This is a genomic window from Cognatiyoonia sp. IB215182, from assembly GCF_033963905.1.
Classification (GTDB): domain Bacteria; phylum Pseudomonadota; class Alphaproteobacteria; order Rhodobacterales; family Rhodobacteraceae; genus Yoonia.
In genome coordinates this window covers 1-15,689 of record NZ_JAXBMB010000032.1, presented here as the reverse complement: position 1 = coordinate 15,689, position 15,689 = coordinate 1, and the positions used below count along the sequence as shown (strand labels likewise).

The following is a 15,689-nucleotide window of genomic DNA, read 5'->3' as shown; positions in this document are numbered from 1 at the left end:
ATAGCAGACTTGGCCGGAACCTAAAGGCCCCACCATGCATTACAGTCTCTGGCGTCTGAGCATCGCACCCAGTCTGATCCTGCGCAAACTAGCGTCCAGGTCGGTCTAAAGGGCAAGGCGCATCACGTGCTCCAGAACGCCCTCCGGATCGGACGGCAAGGCCAGATAAGGGACCGAACCGTTGAAGGTCAGCACTACCGGATGGGCGTCCTGAACCTGCTGGCCGTCATTGTGATCCATTGGAATAGGCAAAGCCAACAAGGGCCTCCGCCCGCAAAGCTGAAGGTCGCTTGACTAAAGTGTTCATCTAATGTTCTTTGTTCGATTTGATACAGTGAGTGCAGAGTGGTCCGAACTGAATCTTCGTACACATTCAATACTAAGCGTGATAAAGTCTCGTTATGAAGAAGAGCAACGCACTCACGAGATCAGCGACCACCGGACGCTTTGTCACGAGGCCTTTAGGCAAATCCAAGGCGATGAAGTTCGCCAAGGTTGAAGGTGTCACGATCAGTTCCAAATCCGCCAATACGCTGAAGACCTATACCGATCGTGGGCTCAAAGGTGATGCACTTCGCTCAGCGATTACCGGCAGGTTCGTCACCAAAAAAAGTAAATGAGCCGGTACGACATCACAGAGGACCCCCTCTGTTACCCTGGCACTGGAGTTCTTCGAAACAAGGCCAACCTGACGGATCAGGACGAGCTTGATCAATTCGAGCAGATCATGTTTTTAACTCGGTCGGAGGAGCCATTACCGGAAGGTGCGCTTGACTATGCACATTACCGGGCGATCCATCATCACTTCTTCCAAGATGTCTACGCATGGGCAGGACAAACAAGACAAATTCGAACCGCCAAAGGTGGGAACTGGTTCTGCTATCCAGAATACATCGACACTGAGATGATCCGTATTTTTCGAGAACTCGCCGAAGAGAACCACCTCGCCAAGACGAGTAGTTTGCAGGACTTCGCCAGGCGCGCGGCGCACTACATTGCCGACATCAACGCTGTCCATCCATTTCGCGAGGGCAACGGGCGCTGCCAACTCACGCTGCTAGATATCCTTATGCAGGTTGCGGGACTTGAGATGGTCGAGGACAACATCAATGAGGACGAGTTCATGGACGCGATGATCGCAAGTTTCTGCGGAAACGAGATCCCTCTCAGGAACGCCATCATCAGGATGGCGACTTGATCCGAAATTTATGGGGGTCGAGTCCGGCCAAGTGCAGAATTTCAAGGTGGGGGATCTGGCAGCTATTAACCGCGCCTGACCTGATTTGCCAGTGAACTGAAACAAAGAGACAAGGAAGTGCAATGGAATCCGGCGAAGAAAGCACATTCCAAACAACCACATTTGAAGGGAGGATTTCCACGGAGGATTTGGACGAGCCTATCACATTCGTGGCGCATGCCGGTGATGATCGTCGGCTTAACAGCGATCCGCTGATCGTACCGGGGCATGTCTACGTGGCACTGACCAAATCGATGGGCAAACCTGGTGGGCAATCCGAACCTGTTACGCTCGTAGGCATGAGCAGTCACGGCATCAAGTTCTTTTCCGAGAACATGAGAGTGCGAAGCTTCAGGATCAACACAGTTGGTTTCCAGATTCAGCTCGCTGCAGACGAAGCGTCGATAACTCTTCCTCGGGAAACGGACTCGGGGACGGACGACATTGGCCTGATACTGTCCTTCGCGGCTTCAAAAGTTTCCACCCCAACCCTGTGCAGGCACAGCTTGGACGAGTTGTCGTTCAGGGTGGTTACAAAGCCATATCCGCCGATGATGTGAGTGGAAGGGTCATCATTCAATGTCAAGATGACCTACCTTCAGAGTCTTGGTACCAGGATGCAAAGGCACTGACCAAGTTCGTTTGGAAGGGACTTCAGTTTGGGTATGGATGCCGATTGACAGCTTCAATCTCAAACACACTGCGTTTACAGGATTCTTCAGGCAGCTTACCGTCAGCCAAACTAGATATAGGTAGCGCAAGGAATACGCGATGGACTGGAACTTGGTGGCCGTGATGGTTGGGATACATGCGCTCATGTTTCTGACACCCGGACCAGACAGCATCGTCGTCGTATCGCGAGCAACCTCTCAAGGAATACGGCACGCGTTTTCAGCGATCCTTGGTATGGTTTCGGCTGGTCTGTTCTTCGTTCCGGCCATTGCATTCGGAATGGAATTTGTGAACGCCCTGTCGCCCGCAATCTGGATGGCCGTCCGTGCCGCAGGGGCCCTGTACCTCATATACATAGGATACACGATGCTGCGTACTTCGTTTGCGACACGCGCCGTTGCCAATCAATCCAGTCACGTGCCGGGGCTAAAGTCGGAGGAGCCGCTGATTGCAGCCTTCATACAAGGGCTTCTGACGAATTTGGGAAACCCGAAGATGATTGTACTACTGACGTCGTTTTTGCCGCAATTCGTGGCAATAGAGCTCGGAAACGTCAGCACGCAGATCCTTGTCCTTGGCTTCTTCATGTATCTGAATGGTCTGATTTGTTTCAGCATCATCGCCCTGACTGCAATAACTATCAAAAGGCGGATCGTAAGCCGGTTCGGATCAAGAAACCTGTCTTTCTGGGGCGGAAATCTTGCAGGCGGCACCATGCTTAGTGTCGGGGTATGGATGCTTGTTGCCCCTATCAAGTTCGTATTAGGGCCCCGCTCTGCTTGAGTGGGAACTGGCGCAATTCGACGTTTGCATAGCAGTCATTCGGACGAAGTGCAGCATCCTGGAGGTAGTGCTCGGACCAGACCTTCTCTGCTCTCGGCTTTCCCAGTGTCCGATGGCGATGTAACATTCATTTTCCCAGATGGGTTGACGATAGACGGCATTGAAGAACTTGAGGCTTACCTTGCTGTGTTCCTAAAAAAGGAAAAGCGTTTGGCATCAAAAGGTTAATTCTATTTCGCTCTGCCGACATGTGAATACCATATATGCTGCGTGAACGAGCAAGGTCCGGTTCGACGAGCTGCACCGCCGTGGAGCTGGCGTCGAACGAATGTCCGCAAAGGGCCATGCCTACTTCGACACCGTTCCGGCCACCCAGAACTCATTCCGTCTCGATTGGACCCGCTCTGCGAGAAAATCTACAAACAGCCTGACGCGTGCTGTGTTGCGCAGATCGCGGTGCAGCAGGAGCCAGATGCTGCGGTAGGGCATTGGCTTTTGGAACGGGGCCCTTATCAAGTTCGCCTGTCTGTCACCTAAATTACAGGCCAGATAGGCCATGCCGAGACCAGAAGCGGCCAGAGTGATTAGAGGCACCAGCTCTGAGACGCGGTGTTTGAGGGTGGCCTTCGGATAGTAACTGTCCTTCACCCACTCTGCGGTTATCGCCTCTTCAGGCTCATGCCAGCCGATGAGGTGTAGTCCTTCGCCGCCGTTGTCAGTGATCCGCTCAGCATAGTCTCGTGTGCAATAGGCAGCTTGCGACATCTGGACGAGTTTTCGCCCTACGACATCGTCAGTCACTTCACCGGCAACTCGCAGGGAAACATCCGCTTCTCGTCTGGTCAAATCGCGGATGTCGTTGGTGAAGTTCATATTCAGCGTGATGTCTGGGTAAAGATCAGCAAAGGCAGCGAAGTCGTCCATCAATGACGTCATCGCCAACCCGTGCGGCAGAGTGATGTAGACAGTGCCTGAAGGTTGGGCATCGCGACCAACGATTACCCGCGACGCAGCCGTCATTTCTGCCTCGACCCGTTCGGCGTGGGGCATCAGGTCTTCCCCAAGCTGGGTCAGTACCAGCCCTTTTTTAGAGCGGTCGAAAAGACGACTACCTACGCGCTCCTCCATGACCGACAGCCGCCGCGTCAGCGTTGTATGGTTAACCTGAATGCTGTCAGCCCCGCCCCGCAAAGTGCCCGTGCGGGCGACAGCGAGGAAATACTTCAGATCATCCCAGTTCAGAGAATGGCTTTCGTGGGTCGACATGATCCCAGTGTTTCACTTTTGAAGCGCCGTGTACAGTTTTACCTATCTACAGTTCAATTTTAGACCTTGCTACCTTGGACGCATGAAACGAGAACCCAAGGAAACAATCCAATGAACCCCATACAATCAGTCCTGATCACCGGTGCGAATGCTGGTTTGGGCCGTGAAGCTGCCCGTCAATTGGCCCTCCGAAACGGCATCGAAAAGATCTACCTCGCCTGCCGCAATCTGGAAAAAGCGGAAGCCGCGAAGACCGCCCTCGAGGCGGAAACGGGCAAGCGCATTTTCGAGATCATTATCATGGATGTGTCGGACCTCAGTTCGGTCCGTGAGGCCGTCGCTGGCATGAAGTCCGCTGTTGATGCCGTGATCCTGAATGCTGGTGGCACCGGTGGACGTAGACCAAATGCCCTGACCAATGCGGGTGTCACGAACATCTTCGCAGCTAACATCCTTGGCCATGTTGTGCTTGTAGACGAGTTGCTCGAACGTCAGTTAATCACTTCGACAGTGCTATACGCTGGCTCGGAAGCCGCTCGTGGAATCCCAAAGATGGGTGTGGCCAAGCCTGACATGCAGTCCTTGTCTGCTGAAGAATTCGCGGCAATCGCGGACGGCAGCAAGTTTGGGCAGGATGCTGATCCGCTCGATGTCTACTCTTACATCAAACTTGTTGGGGCGCATTGGATGGGTGCAATGGCGCGTCAGCACCCGCATATCCGCTTCGTCACCATGAGCCCCGGCGGCACGACTGGCACCAATGGAATGGATGACCTGCCGTTCCTGAAGAAGGTCTTCTTCAAATACATCGGCGGTACACTCATGCCGATCTTTGGAATGATGCACAGCGTCGAGACCGGTGCGAGACGCTACGTCGACGGCTTGCTAAACGAGAAGTTCGAAAGCGGTCATTTCTACGCCAGCCGTGAAGGCTCCCCAACTGGTCCCGTGATCGACCAGGCTGAAATCGATTTCACCCTCGCTAACCCTGACTTTCAGGACAACGCCAACCAGGCCGTTCACCGCTTCGCGGCCTGACCTCAACCTCAATCTAAGGAGAATTCAAATGGACCTCACACTTCAAATCCTCGTCGGCCTTGCCACAGTCATGCTTCTTGGCCTAGGCACCATGTCGATGTTCGCCCCGCGCCGGATGGTGAAGAACTTCGCCATTGAACCTGTCGGAACGGCAGGCCTGAACACAATCCGCTCGGTCATCGGCGGGCTTTTCATCACAAGTGTTGCACTGCTGATCTTTGGCCTGCTGACCGGTCAAACACTCGGTTTTGTCGTCGTGGCGCTGTTGCTTGGCATCGTGGCCTTCGGTCGTATCGTAGGCATCGTGGCCGACGGGTTCGACAAAGCCGTAGTACCGCCACTCGTCGTGGAGTTGATTATCATTGGTGTGCTCATGACGGCATACGTGCAGTTGCCGACGCTATTGCCAATCTGATCAGCACAAAATTCAAGTTAAACGGCGGTCCTTGAGCAACCGCCGTTTTTGGATGTCCGTTTCCGGGAAATAGTCGCAGCATCTGCAGAGGCTGTGCAAAGTCCGGTTAGGGCCGTCCTTGATGGCCCTTCTGGCCTGGTGATGTCGGGATGCTGCGCCGCCTCCGATGGCCGCGAAGAGCCCAAAGCGGAAGTATTGATTTCATGCTGCGCGCGCTCGCAGTATGAAAATTCCTTCGAGTGCTCGACGATGGGTGCTGCCATGCGGCGGTGAAACCAGTCATTCCTACTTCGCACGGCAGAATTGGGGTGGGCTCGAGTCAAGTCGCAGGACTTTTCGGAACTTCGACGAACGTCCAAAGCGAATTCCCGCCGTGCGTTATGCCGCCACGTCTATCTGTATTTGACCCTCATGTAGAAAGCATCTCTTGTCGAAAAGAGATAGGTCGAGGGGATTTGGCAATCGGACGTCCGCAATGGTCGGCATGTTACTGGGCGATAGCTCAAAAGCGCGGTCAATCTGGGCAATCAGAACCACAACCGCTCCGCATTCGATGGCAAACTTCTTCAGTGACTTGACTTGTTCGTCGAGCCGAGGATTGCTGCGCCTTTGGTCCAAAAGCTGCAGGTAGTCGACAACAATGAATGAACGATCGGGCTTATTCGCGAGGCGTCCAATGATATGAGCTGCGCAGATGTGGTCCGAGGTATCAACCACGAGTGGGTCGTCATGTCCGCTTGGGTCTAAACCAAGTTTTTCAAAACGATCCCACACATCCGCATCATTGTAGTCCAGTGAGAAAACATGGCCTTTACGACTGTTCTTCCCAGCTAATGCTGCCAACTCTAAACCAAGTAGGGTTTTGCCGTGACCAGGACGCGCACCGATCAGCACCATATCGCCTGAATTGTGCTGGCTCATGATTTCTGTCGCTGGCGTTGCTTTAGAGTAGCTGGACGCCAAATGACTCCAACCCTTGAAGCCCTCCTTGATGGCAATCTGATGGAGTGCTTCGTGAAGTCTGATACCCCTTTCGCGTGCCAGCAATTTTGCTTGACGCTTAAGTTTGTAGATTGGCGCTGATAGTCTCATCTTGAACCTCCTATTTCGAGCGTTCTCCGCAATCCCTCCTTATGCAAGAACTCGAACAGGTTAGGTTCGAAATGGTACCGCTCCGCATGTCGAATGCTGCCCCGCTGGAGGGGGGAGGCCCGAGCAAGGCCGCCATAGGAAGCTACCATTGTTACATGATGGCTTCAATCGGGTTGTAATCATTCGCTGCACGCCGATGAAGGCTCAGGCTGGGCCCGTATGCCACCTCGGATCAAAAGGCGATCTTTCCAAAAGCGCAGTTTGACCATAAGCTACTGCTAAAGTTTGGGCCTAGTGGCCGCTTATAACTCTGAGTGAAAGGAGCTAACTTTGACCGAAGCTGACAAATGTGCCTGCGATCAATGTTCCCCAAATTGTGGTTGTTCGCAGGAAGAGCCAACAGCCTCGAAGTGCTGCTGTGGCGACACATGCACCTGCACCGATTGCGATTGCGGTCCCAGCTGTGGATGTCCTGGGGCTTAGACGATGACAGACATCGCTGTTGACGCCATTCGGATTAAGACGATCCGAAAGGCCCGTAGAATTGGACGACCCAAACTCGCCAAGCTGTCCGGTTTGACTGAGCGACAGCTCACTAAAATCGAAACATCATCGACGTTTACCTTGGACTTATCCGTTCTTGGGCTGCTGTCTGAGGCACTTCAGGTTCCGATACCAAGGCTTACCGGTGAGTTTGACATTTCGGAAGACGACCTCCGTCCAGCATCGAAGCGGGCATGCACTAACGGATGCTGCGGCTGATCGGTTTAGCATTGCAAGACCGCCTTGCGCTCCCGACCTTTGATATCGCGCAGCGCATAGAGCGTTATTTTGCTGCTGACGCCCATCCGCCTCAAGTCACATACATAGGGCAGAATTTCATCTTTATGCCAACGCATCAGATCGCGCAAACACCAACCGACACCGGTTTGCACCAGGTGTTCCGTGTCACGTATCAGTGTGTTGCAGTGTCGGAGTGCCGTATCTTTGAATGATTTTGACTTCGCGACGTTGCGCGTGAAAATCACTACGCTTGCCCGCCTGAGCCACATGTCATCGTCAACATTCCACCGACCCAAGAGGTCCAGCATCTCACCTTCGTGACGTTCCAAGATACGCGGCAGGACAAGTTTGGTAACACCGTCGATTTTGCTCCATCCATGAAGCCCTTTCACGAGGCGTTGCATTTGTCCAAATCGATCCGGCGTGAAGTAGGTCGGGAGTGTTTCCAATATGGCCAATGCAACGCTCTTTTGTTCTCCATAACCGGAGGCGATCAGGTCTGTGGCCAATTGGAGCTTCTGTTCGCTGTCCAGCGCCGCAATGCGTGGTTTCAGACTTGCTATGACTCGCTTCATTTCGGGTGCTCGTACGCCGTAGCCCAAGTAACGCGGATCAGGTTCGTTTGCGTCAGCTTTATAATGCGTGCCCTTACCAAGGTCGCTGAGCTTGGCTGCGATTTCGGCGTGAAATTCTCTGCAGTTCGTTGCCTCAAAGTCCGTCAAAATCAGCTCCGGATAGCGATGAATTGCCCGAAATCATTGTGCTTTGGACAGAATCTGTTCAGCGGACACAAACACCTCGTTCAGTTCTGGGGTCATTCTCCCGGCTTGCTCTATCGCTTCCTTGTCGGCCGCAATGCCAAGCGACAACTCATCCATCAGGCCAGGTTTGATTTCTTCCAGCCGCGGTAGAAGGGCTTTCAGGACGTAGTTTGCGCCCGCATCAGCATTTTTCAATTGCAAGTTCCTTTCAATGAACGCCACTCTAGGCTCCTGACTTTGCTACAATCGAAAGCCGCACACGATGTCGTTCCCCCTTATTAGGTGGGCCTTGTGCGACCTTATAACGTTGAGCGAAGGTCGATGCTGCTCGCATAACTTTGGGTGCCCTTTTCCCAAACATCAGATATTCGGCAGGCTGACTTGCCCTATTGAAGTCTTCGCGCCGCATATGATGAAGCATCTTGAGGAGATTGAACTCATCATGGCTGACAAACACGAGTTCCGCGCGTTCGCGTGGATAGAAACACGTGAGAGGTGCCCCTCTGCACTTTGTTAGCTCGGTAATCAGCTTTTGCATCAGATGAGCAATGCTCAATCCAATCGGGTCTCCCCACTTTTCGATCGCACGATCATAAGCCTGACAACATCCAATTGCGTCCTGTTTTCCAAGAGTTCTGACGAGGCGTCGGATGATTGGAACAAGACTTTGCTCGAAAGGATCACATTGCAACTCTGCAAAGGTTCGAAGCTCGTTGGTTGCTGTATGTCCCATGAGGTCATCCAAGGCCGGAAAGATTGCACGGTCATTCAAAACCGGGCTGATCCGAGGATGGACTAACTGGGTATCGGCTACCTCAATAAAAAATCGTACGGGTTTTGCAAAGCAATTGTTCGGGCTATGCCGGTCGGTCCTTCAATTGAAGGACATCCGCTTCATCGATTTCAGCCATCGGTTTGTGAACCCGCCAGTCTCGAACGGTCCCATCCGTTTCGCGCGCAGTGACAACCGTCTCAACAGGCGGACAGTCTGGCTCGTGACAACGCAGTTCCGATACGCTCACCAAAGTGTCGTCTTTCAATTCAAACGTCGCAACAAAGAGAGCTTTGACGCGCGCGAGTGCCTCTGGGTCTGGCCTTGTGTTGTCAAACATTCCCAGCAAATGAACCTCCTGCGCGAAGGGGTGCCCAGAGAACGTTGCCGCCTGCATCTCCGACGAAGAGTTGCGTCGATACGCCTGATACTTCAATCGCCGTTACCTCTGCGCCAGTTGTACCTGAGATGACGATTGCATTCTGTGTCTCGTCCAGTTCGGCTAGCTGCACTGCACCGTCTCTGAAGCCAACAAAGACAGCTTCCTGTCCCGGAAAGGCCGTGACACAGGTCACCATTTCATCGTCATTGTAGGCGACACAGACAGGTTTGCGGTTCATCGGACCATCCTTGCCATCGAAAGGCCAGGCGATGGCTTCATCTGCGCCGGAGGTCACGAGATGGGGCGTTTCCCCAACCCAAGCGAGGCTTTTGATTTTGGCTGGATAGCCGGGCATCGCAAAGTTGCCTTTGTCTCGCAGCCGCCAAGCGTGGAGTGCATTTTCCTGCATTGCTGTGACGAGGTATTTGCCGTCAGGGCTAAAGCACGTGTGGGCATGAAAACCCTTCCAGAAGACCTTTGAAGACTTCCAACGCTTTTCGCGCGCCCAGACAGTTGCGCCTCCATAATAGGCAACCGCGAGCCGCTTACCCTTTGGGTCAAACGCCATGCCGCCCACGGTGCTCGCATGTTCAAAAACGGTTGGCGTGTTTTGTCCGGCGGCCCAAACATGGGCTTCGCGACCAGATGAGCAGGCGTAGTGCCCATGGCTAGCCGCCACGCAGTCTACCCATTTGGTACCAAACTCGGCCAACACCTCGATTTCGCCCGCAAGGGAGGTCCGCAGGAACCGTCCGTCATCGCCCCCAGTTAGAACATGCTTGTCGCCATCGGCGACCATGCAAAGCACCACGCCATCATGCACCTGGATTTCTTGCGGCATGGCTTCACCTCGGAAAAAGCGCAACATGCCATCGCCAAAGCTTGCAACCACGGTATCACCAAGTCGAACAGCCGCTGTGACCGGTGCGCCGAATTTGAAACGCGTCCCACGACGCTCAAGCTCCGTCTTTGGAACGACGGTCTTGCGTGGGGCCTTGATGGTTACGCTGCCTTGCAAGATGCGAACCCTTCCTCAAGGCCCATGCCATCCAAGTTGCGACCGATGAAGACCACTCGAGAGTTGCGCTGCGACCCATCGGGCCATGCCCCCATGGGCGATCCGCTCATCAACATATGCACCCCTTGAAAGACGTAGCGGTCCGCCTGTCCCTCGAAATCCAAAATACCTTTTGAACGCAGGATATCTTGGCCGTGTGTTTGCAGAAGCTTTCCAAACCACGTCTGGAACTTGTCGAGATCCAGCGGCTCTTCTGAGGTAAATGACACGCTGGTCACATCATCGTCGTGATCGTGGTCATGATCCGAGGTCAAAAAGTCGGGCTCCACCTCGAGTACGCGATCAAGACTGAACGCGTTCAGCCCAACGACTTCATCCAAAGGTGCTGTGCAATGCGCGGTCCGAATGATCTTGGTGTATGGGTTGATCTTGCGAATGCGTGCCTCAATGGTTTCCAGGTTCTCGGCTTCAACAAGGTCGGTTTTGTTCAGCAAAAGAACATCGGCGAATGCAACTTGTTCTTCGGCTTCGTGATGCTCACCCAACTGACCATCAAGGTGGACAGCATCTGCCACTGTCACAATTGCGTCCAGCTTGGTCCGCTGTGCGACGTCCTGATCAACAAAGAATGTCTGTGCGACGGGCGCGGGGTCTGCCAAACCGGTTGTCTCGACAATAATCGCGTCAAGTTGGTCCGCGCGCTTCATCAGGCCGCTCAGGATGCGAATGAGGTCGCCACGGACGGTGCAACAGATGCATCCATTGTTCATTTCAAACACCTCTTCGTCCGCATCGACGACAAGGTCGTTATCAATCCCTTCTTCGCCAAACTCATTGACGATGACGGCGTATTTCTTGCCATGACGTTCGGTGAGAATGCGGTTGAGCAGCGTCGTTTTCCCGGCGCCGAGAAAACCCGTCAGCACCGTGACGGGAACTTTTGCGGTCTGGTCCATTGTTTATCCTTTCAATGGGCTGGCACGCCGGTGTCGCACGCGCTGCATCGGCCATGGATTTCAAGAACTGTATGATTGGGTGCAAAACCTGTTCGCTTTGATAGGTTTGCAATGCTCCCTGCGAATTCGTCGTCGATGTGTTCGGTCACACTTCCGCAGTCATCGCAAATCTCAAAAACTGGGTTTTTCCCCTCATGGCTGCCACAACAGACCGTCCAAGCATTCAGAGATTCGATGCGGTGCACGTGTCCGGTCTCGGCTAGCTTGTCGAGGGCGCGATAGACGGTTGTTGAGGCGGTCACGCCATCGGCGCGAAGCGCATCCAAGATGTCGTAAGCGGAAACGGGACGATCACATGTTTTTAAGTAGCCAAACACTCTTTCAGCATGCGTAATGCGCTTTGCTCTTTTTACCACGGAAAATCCTCCTCAGCATCTTACTTGACGATTTCTATCAACTATTGTTAATTCGTGCAATGTTACAACGTTACATTATGGGGCGGACTTCGCGTGACCGGCGCACAACCAACTTTGTCAATTTGCACGACGTGCCGAGACGGGCTTGAGGCACGTTTGGAGACGCGGGGAGGGGTACGGCTTGCCGCGCACGTCGTTGAAGAGCATGCCCGACGTCCTGAAATCCCAATGAAGCTCAGAGGCATACGCTGCATGAGCCAATGCAAACGATCCTGCATTGTTTCACTCGGCGCGCCGGGCAAATTCACGTATGTGTTTGGCGATCTCGATCCTGCCGACAAAACTCATGTTGCAGCGCTATTTGAGCTTGTCGAAAAATACACCAAGAGTGTTGACGGCTTCCTCGATCGCAGAGAGCGTCCAGATATCTTGCAAGCAAGTATTCTGGGGCGCTTCCCGCCGCTTGAAAGTCAGTCGCACCTGGTATCCGATCTGCAAGCCAAAGCATCATGAGAGACGTGCTTGACCCGCAGGTTGAGGCAGATGTTCTTGTATCGCCGCCAGATATTGCAGCGCATCTCACTGTCGAAAACGCAAGCTGGCAAACCCCGCGCGGTAAAGCGATCCTTAGCCCAATCACCTTTGACCTCGCCGCAGGCCGCGTGCTTGGCGTCGTCGGACCGAATGGCGCAGGAAAGTCCACGCTTTTGCGCCTGCTATACCGTTTTCATCGTCCATCAACAGGATGTGTTGCGGTAGATGGTATCAGCATTTGGAAACGCGATGCCCGCGACGTCGCAAGAAGCGTCGCAGCTGTCCTGCAAGAGCAGCCAACAGATTTCGCACTCACTGTGCGTGAAATTGTGGCGCTTGGTCGCACACCGCACCGGAAGGGGTTTGGCGGAACGTCTGGGGCGCATGATGTTGAGGTTATAGAGCAGGCACTTGATCGACTGGACTTGCTGGAGTTCGTTGACCGGCATTTGGGCACGCTTTCTGGTGGAGAACGTCAGCGGGTCATGGTGGCCCGCGCTTTGGCGCAAGAACCACGTCTCTTGATCCTGGATGAACCAACCAACCATTTGGACATCCGCAATCAGTTGGAGGTCTTGGCGCTTATCCGAGATCTACCGCTCACGATTGTCACCTCACTACATGATCTGAATATGGCTGCTGAAGTATGTGACGACGTATTGCTTCTGCGAGGCGGCCGCTCCTTGGGCTTCGGGCCCCCAAAGGCCGTTTTCACAGAAGCCATGATTTCTGACGCATTTTCCATAAGAGCCAGGCAAGAGCGTCTCTCGCCCAGCGATGCGAAACACCTGACATTCCATCTCTGACAAGGACGTACGACATGAGATACATCTCACTTGGCGCAATCGCCATAATTATCACATCTGGAGCAGCCGTTGCGCAGACTTCTGTTGAAAGCTGCAATCGCACTGTAACCTTCGATGCACCCCCCGAAAGAGCGATTTCCAACGACGTCAACCTAACTGAAATGATGCTAGTCCTTGGCCTCACTGATCGCATGGTCGGATATACGGGTATCAATGGCTGGAACAAATTGGATGCGGAGATGCGCGAGGGCGTCGCAGAATTGCCTGAGCTGTCTGAGCGATACCCGTCAAAAGAAGTTTTGGTGGGCGCGGATGCCGACTTTTTCTTCGCGGGCTGGAACTACGGTATGAAAGTTGGTGGTGAAGTGACGCCCGAAACGCTGGAGCCTTTTGGCATTCAGGTTTACGAACTCACCGAGTCCTGCACCCATATCATGGACAAAGATCGCGCTAGCATCGAAGACATGTACGCCGACCTTGTGAACCTCGGAAAGATCTTCGGGGTCGAGGATGATGCAAACGCTCTTGTCGACGGATACCGCGCCGAGCTCGCTACGTTCACTGACACAGTGTCAACAGGCGACGAACCTGTCCGTGTTTTTGTCTATGATAGCGGCGAGGATACGCCGTTCACCGCAGGTCTCTACGCGATGCCAACGGCCCTTATCGAGGCGGCAGGCGGCGTCAACGTCATGGAGGGCTTTGAAAAGAGTTGGGGGACGGTCACGTGGGAAGAGGTTGTTGAACAAAACCCGGAAGTGATCGTTATCGTGAACTATGGCGAAGTCACCGCTGAACAAAAGCGCGATTTCATGATGTCCAACCCGGCTTTCGCGGATATCGATGCGGTGCAAAACGATCGTTTCGTTACGCTGGAATATGTTGAGGCTACGCCGGGTCCACGGAACATTCAGGCCATCAAGACCTTGGCCGAAGCCTTCTGGCCAAACTGAGGATGAGCGACGCAGCAGCATCGATAAATCGCTCCCGTAGCACGCGACGCGGTGCAGTCGCTGCCGGGGGGTTAGCGGCGCTGCTCGTGTCACTTTCAATCGCGATCTCTGTCGGGGCGGTTTCTGTCCCGACGGGAACGGTCTGGGGTGTTGTGGCAAACAAAATCTCGCCGGGAGTGATCGAACAAACCTGGAGCCAGGGGCGCGAGAATATCGTGTGGAACATCCGGTTTCCGCGCGCGCTGCTGGCCATGATGGTCGGTGCCGGGCTGGCCATCGTTGGTGCAAGCCTGCAAGCGGTCACACGCAATCCGCTGGCGGATCCGCACCTGCTTGGCATCTCTTCGGGTGGTGCATTCGGCGCGATCCTTGCACTGCTGCATACAGGTCTGTTTCTAGGCCTTTTGACCGTGCCGCTAATGGCCTTTGCGGGCGCGTTGTTGGCAACCGTCATCGTGCTTGGCGTCTCCAGATTAGCAGACGCCACGAGCGCAGACCGATTGGTGCTGGCTGGTGTCGCAGTGTCCTTCATAATCATGGCCGCGGCAAACGGTCTGATTTTTCTCGGCGATCCACGTGCGTCGCATACAGTCGTTTTTTGGATGCTTGGGGGTCTCGGCCTCGCGCAGTGGGATCAGCTGATTTACCCGCTCGTTGTTCTGCTCGGGTGCGGCGCTTGGTTGATGATGCGCACCGCCCAGCTGAATGCCATGACGATTGGGGATGAAACGGCGTCGACCTTGGGAATTGCCGTTGGGCGGTTTCGGCTCGTTGTCTTCGTCGTCGGTGCCTTGATTACAGGTGTTATGGTCGCCTTTACCGGCATGATTGGCTTTGTGGGTTTGATGGTGCCGCATGTCGCGCGCATGATCGTGGGCGGGGATTACAATCGGGTCCTGCCTGCATCGGCGCTCATCGGTGCGATCTTTCTTCTTTGGACCGATATCGCCGCACGGACAATCATGGCACCTGAGGACATGCCCATCGGTATAGTGACCGGCCTCATCGGTGGCGTTTTCTTCGTTTGGCTGCTCAGTCGTCGGTCTGCTTAGGCTATGCTGGGCACGAAGCCGCCGGGGCACATCGTTGCGGAAACAGACCGGCTTCGGCTGCGAAGATGGCATACCGCGGATCTATGCAATCTTCAGGGTATTTTTGGTGATCCCGCGGTCATGGAATACAGCGACAAGGGCGTTATGAGCCAACAGGACCAACAAGATTGGCTGGGTCGCAGCTGCATCGCCATCTATCAGGATGGACTGCCCGGATGTCTAGCCATTGAACGTAAACACGATCTTGCCGTTATTGGCTATGTCGGCCTTTCTTCTGATCCAAGCCGGGTCAAACCGGGCGATGCGGAGATCGGGTTTCGGCTTGCCAGATACGCCTGGAACAAAGGGTTTGCGACTGAAGCGGCAATAGCAATCTTAAGCACTGCGAGAGAGAATTCGAAGTTAAAGCGCTTTATCGCGATTGTTGATCCGAACAATCGAAGATCCGTGCGCGTCATCACGAAGCTCGGCATGAAACTCATCGGTGGCATCATGCTGGATGGGTATGATTATCCGGACCATATCTATGGCCGAAACGCTTTGCCATACGCGTGAGCCGGACGTTAAGGCCATACGCCACGTGCTGGGATTTGGGTGAATAGTCGTTGCGTGGAAGAGCAGCAGCCCCCTCGTAAACAACTCATCAGCATGGAAAAAAGGACCGCGTGATAGCAGACTGAATAAATGAACTGTCTTAGCCCCCTAAAACTGTGCCACAGTTGGCTTAGTGTTGGAGGCAGGATTGATGGCGCG

19 protein-coding genes and 1 pseudogene are annotated in these 15,689 nt (G+C 54.1%); 12 read left to right on the top strand and 8 right to left on the bottom strand.

The genetic code is table 11. From position 1 onward, the window contains the following. Positions 1-84 precede the first annotated feature (84 nt). The 5 genes and pseudogenes from SLH47_RS25585 to SLH47_RS25565 form a co-directional block, all read left to right on the top strand. Positions 85-246: pseudogene (locus SLH47_RS25585) on the top strand (Tn3 family transposase); the annotation flags it as partial. 155 nt (positions 247-401) lie between these two features. Continuing rightward, the gene (locus SLH47_RS25580) at positions 402-620 is read left to right on the top strand and encodes a hypothetical protein (RefSeq protein WP_320243891.1); all 219 of its coding nucleotides are present in this window, start codon (positions 402-404) and stop codon (positions 618-620) included. Beyond that, the gene (locus tag SLH47_RS25575; protein ID WP_320243889.1) at positions 617-1,198 is read left to right on the top strand and encodes a Fic/DOC family protein; all 582 of its coding nucleotides are present in this window, start codon (positions 617-619) and stop codon (positions 1,196-1,198) included. Before SLH47_RS25580 ends, SLH47_RS25575 begins: the two co-directional genes overlap by 4 nt. Before the next feature lie 122 nt (positions 1,199-1,320). Further along, complete coding sequence (locus SLH47_RS25570; RefSeq protein WP_320243887.1) at positions 1,321-1,797, top strand: hypothetical protein; 477 nt, start codon at positions 1,321-1,323, stop codon at positions 1,795-1,797. Between the two features lie 211 nt (positions 1,798-2,008). After that, on the top strand, positions 2,009-2,692 hold the full coding sequence (locus SLH47_RS25565) for a LysE family translocator (RefSeq protein WP_320243886.1): 684 nt from the start codon (positions 2,009-2,011) through the stop codon (positions 2,690-2,692). Positions 2,693-3,040: 348 nt separating this feature from the next. Here SLH47_RS25565 and SLH47_RS25560 read toward each other — a convergent pair whose 3' ends face one another. Continuing rightward, positions 3,041-3,958, bottom strand: a complete 918-nt coding sequence (locus tag SLH47_RS25560) for a LysR family transcriptional regulator (protein WP_320243885.1) — start codon at positions 3,956-3,958, stop codon at positions 3,041-3,043. Between the two features lie 111 nt (positions 3,959-4,069). Between SLH47_RS25560 and SLH47_RS25555 the strand changes: the two genes are divergently transcribed. Both SLH47_RS25555 and SLH47_RS25550 read left to right on the top strand, forming a co-directional pair. Next, positions 4,070-4,996, top strand: a complete 927-nt coding sequence (locus SLH47_RS25555; protein WP_320243884.1) for an SDR family NAD(P)-dependent oxidoreductase — start codon at positions 4,070-4,072, stop codon at positions 4,994-4,996. 28 nt (positions 4,997-5,024) lie between these two features. Further along, entirely contained in the window at positions 5,025-5,411 is a 387-nt protein-coding gene (locus tag SLH47_RS25550; protein WP_320243882.1) for a DUF4345 family protein, read from the top strand. Between the two features lie 378 nt (positions 5,412-5,789). On the opposite strand, the gene SLH47_RS25545 is transcribed toward SLH47_RS25550, so the two are convergent. From SLH47_RS25545 to SLH47_RS25510, 7 genes are all read right to left on the bottom strand, one after another. Then, positions 5,790-6,503 (bottom strand): DNA helicase, encoded by a 714-nt coding sequence (locus SLH47_RS25545; RefSeq protein WP_320243880.1) that lies wholly within the window; start codon positions 6,501-6,503, stop codon positions 5,790-5,792. 767 nt (positions 6,504-7,270) lie between these two features. Further along, on the bottom strand, positions 7,271-7,888 hold the full coding sequence (locus SLH47_RS25535; RefSeq protein WP_320243878.1) for a DNA alkylation repair protein: 618 nt from the start codon (positions 7,886-7,888) through the stop codon (positions 7,271-7,273). 153 nt (positions 7,889-8,041) lie between these two features. After that, positions 8,042-8,269, bottom strand: a complete 228-nt coding sequence (locus SLH47_RS25530; protein ID WP_320243877.1) for a hypothetical protein — start codon at positions 8,267-8,269, stop codon at positions 8,042-8,044. A gap of 1 nt (position 8,270) precedes the next feature. Further along, on the bottom strand, positions 8,271-8,780 hold the full coding sequence (locus SLH47_RS25525) for a hypothetical protein (RefSeq protein WP_320243876.1): 510 nt from the start codon (positions 8,778-8,780) through the stop codon (positions 8,271-8,273). A gap of 371 nt (positions 8,781-9,151) precedes the next feature. Continuing rightward, complete coding sequence (locus tag SLH47_RS25520) at positions 9,152-10,219, bottom strand: WD40 repeat domain-containing protein (RefSeq protein ID WP_320243874.1); 1,068 nt, start codon at positions 10,217-10,219, stop codon at positions 9,152-9,154. Continuing rightward, the gene (locus SLH47_RS25515; protein WP_320243872.1) at positions 10,204-11,175 is read right to left on the bottom strand and encodes a GTP-binding protein; all 972 of its coding nucleotides are present in this window, start codon (positions 11,173-11,175) and stop codon (positions 10,204-10,206) included. Before SLH47_RS25515 ends, SLH47_RS25520 begins: the two co-directional genes overlap by 16 nt. Before the next feature lie 11 nt (positions 11,176-11,186). Next, a complete protein-coding gene (locus SLH47_RS25510; protein WP_320243871.1) occupies positions 11,187-11,591 on the bottom strand; it encodes a Fur family transcriptional regulator in 405 nt (134 codons plus the stop codon). Positions 11,592-11,645: 54 nt separating this feature from the next. On the opposite strand from SLH47_RS25510, the gene SLH47_RS25505 reads away from it, so the two are divergent. From SLH47_RS25505 to SLH47_RS25485, 5 genes are read left to right on the top strand one after another with little or no spacing between them, the layout of a single operon-like run. Beyond that, entirely contained in the window at positions 11,646-12,104 is a 459-nt protein-coding gene (locus SLH47_RS25505) for a DUF1636 domain-containing protein (protein WP_320243869.1), read from the top strand. Next, positions 12,101-12,931 (top strand): ABC transporter ATP-binding protein, encoded by an 831-nt coding sequence (locus SLH47_RS25500; RefSeq protein WP_320243867.1) that lies wholly within the window; start codon positions 12,101-12,103, stop codon positions 12,929-12,931. Before SLH47_RS25505 ends, SLH47_RS25500 begins: the two co-directional genes overlap by 4 nt. Before the next feature lie 14 nt (positions 12,932-12,945). Beyond that, positions 12,946-13,884 carry an ABC transporter substrate-binding protein gene (locus SLH47_RS25495; RefSeq protein WP_320243865.1) on the top strand — a complete coding sequence of 313 codons (939 nt, stop codon included), beginning with the start codon at positions 12,946-12,948 and terminating at the stop codon, positions 13,882-13,884. 2 nt (positions 13,885-13,886) lie between these two features. Beyond that, positions 13,887-14,936 (top strand): iron ABC transporter permease, encoded by a 1,050-nt coding sequence (locus SLH47_RS25490; RefSeq protein ID WP_320243864.1) that lies wholly within the window; start codon positions 13,887-13,889, stop codon positions 14,934-14,936. Positions 14,937-14,939: 3 nt separating this feature from the next. Next, positions 14,940-15,491 (top strand): GNAT family N-acetyltransferase, encoded by a 552-nt coding sequence (locus tag SLH47_RS25485; RefSeq protein ID WP_320243862.1) that lies wholly within the window; start codon positions 14,940-14,942, stop codon positions 15,489-15,491. The last annotated feature ends 198 nt before the right edge of the window (positions 15,492-15,689 follow it).

Excerpts from the sequence above, each read along its gene's own strand:
- SLH47_RS25490 (WP_320243864.1), top strand. The coding sequence starts at position 13,887 with ATGAGCGACGCAGCAGCATCGATAAATCGCTCCCGTAGCACGCGACGC.
- SLH47_RS25565 (WP_320243886.1), top strand. The coding sequence starts at position 2,009 with ATGGACTGGAACTTGGTGGCCGTGATGGTTGGGATACATGCGCTCATG.
- SLH47_RS25545 (WP_320243880.1), bottom strand. The coding sequence starts at position 6,503 with ATGAGACTATCAGCGCCAATCTACAAACTTAAGCGTCAAGCAAAATTG.
- SLH47_RS25525 (WP_320243876.1), bottom strand. The coding sequence starts at position 8,780 with ATGGGACATACAGCAACCAACGAGCTTCGAACCTTTGCAGAGTTGCAA.
- SLH47_RS25560 (WP_320243885.1), bottom strand. The coding sequence starts at position 3,958 with ATGTCGACCCACGAAAGCCATTCTCTGAACTGGGATGATCTGAAGTAT.
- SLH47_RS25485 (WP_320243862.1), top strand. The coding sequence starts at position 14,940 with ATGCTGGGCACGAAGCCGCCGGGGCACATCGTTGCGGAAACAGACCGG.
- SLH47_RS25575 (WP_320243889.1), top strand. The coding sequence starts at position 617 with ATGAGCCGGTACGACATCACAGAGGACCCCCTCTGTTACCCTGGCACT.
- SLH47_RS25580 (WP_320243891.1), top strand. The coding sequence starts at position 402 with ATGAAGAAGAGCAACGCACTCACGAGATCAGCGACCACCGGACGCTTT.
- SLH47_RS25570 (WP_320243887.1), top strand. The coding sequence starts at position 1,321 with ATGGAATCCGGCGAAGAAAGCACATTCCAAACAACCACATTTGAAGGG.
- SLH47_RS25555 (WP_320243884.1), top strand. The coding sequence starts at position 4,070 with ATGAACCCCATACAATCAGTCCTGATCACCGGTGCGAATGCTGGTTTG.
- SLH47_RS25515 (WP_320243872.1), bottom strand. The coding sequence starts at position 11,175 with ATGGACCAGACCGCAAAAGTTCCCGTCACGGTGCTGACGGGTTTTCTC.
- SLH47_RS25550 (WP_320243882.1), top strand. The coding sequence starts at position 5,025 with ATGGACCTCACACTTCAAATCCTCGTCGGCCTTGCCACAGTCATGCTT.
- SLH47_RS25495 (WP_320243865.1), top strand. The coding sequence starts at position 12,946 with ATGAGATACATCTCACTTGGCGCAATCGCCATAATTATCACATCTGGA.
- SLH47_RS25500 (WP_320243867.1), top strand. The coding sequence starts at position 12,101 with ATGAGAGACGTGCTTGACCCGCAGGTTGAGGCAGATGTTCTTGTATCG.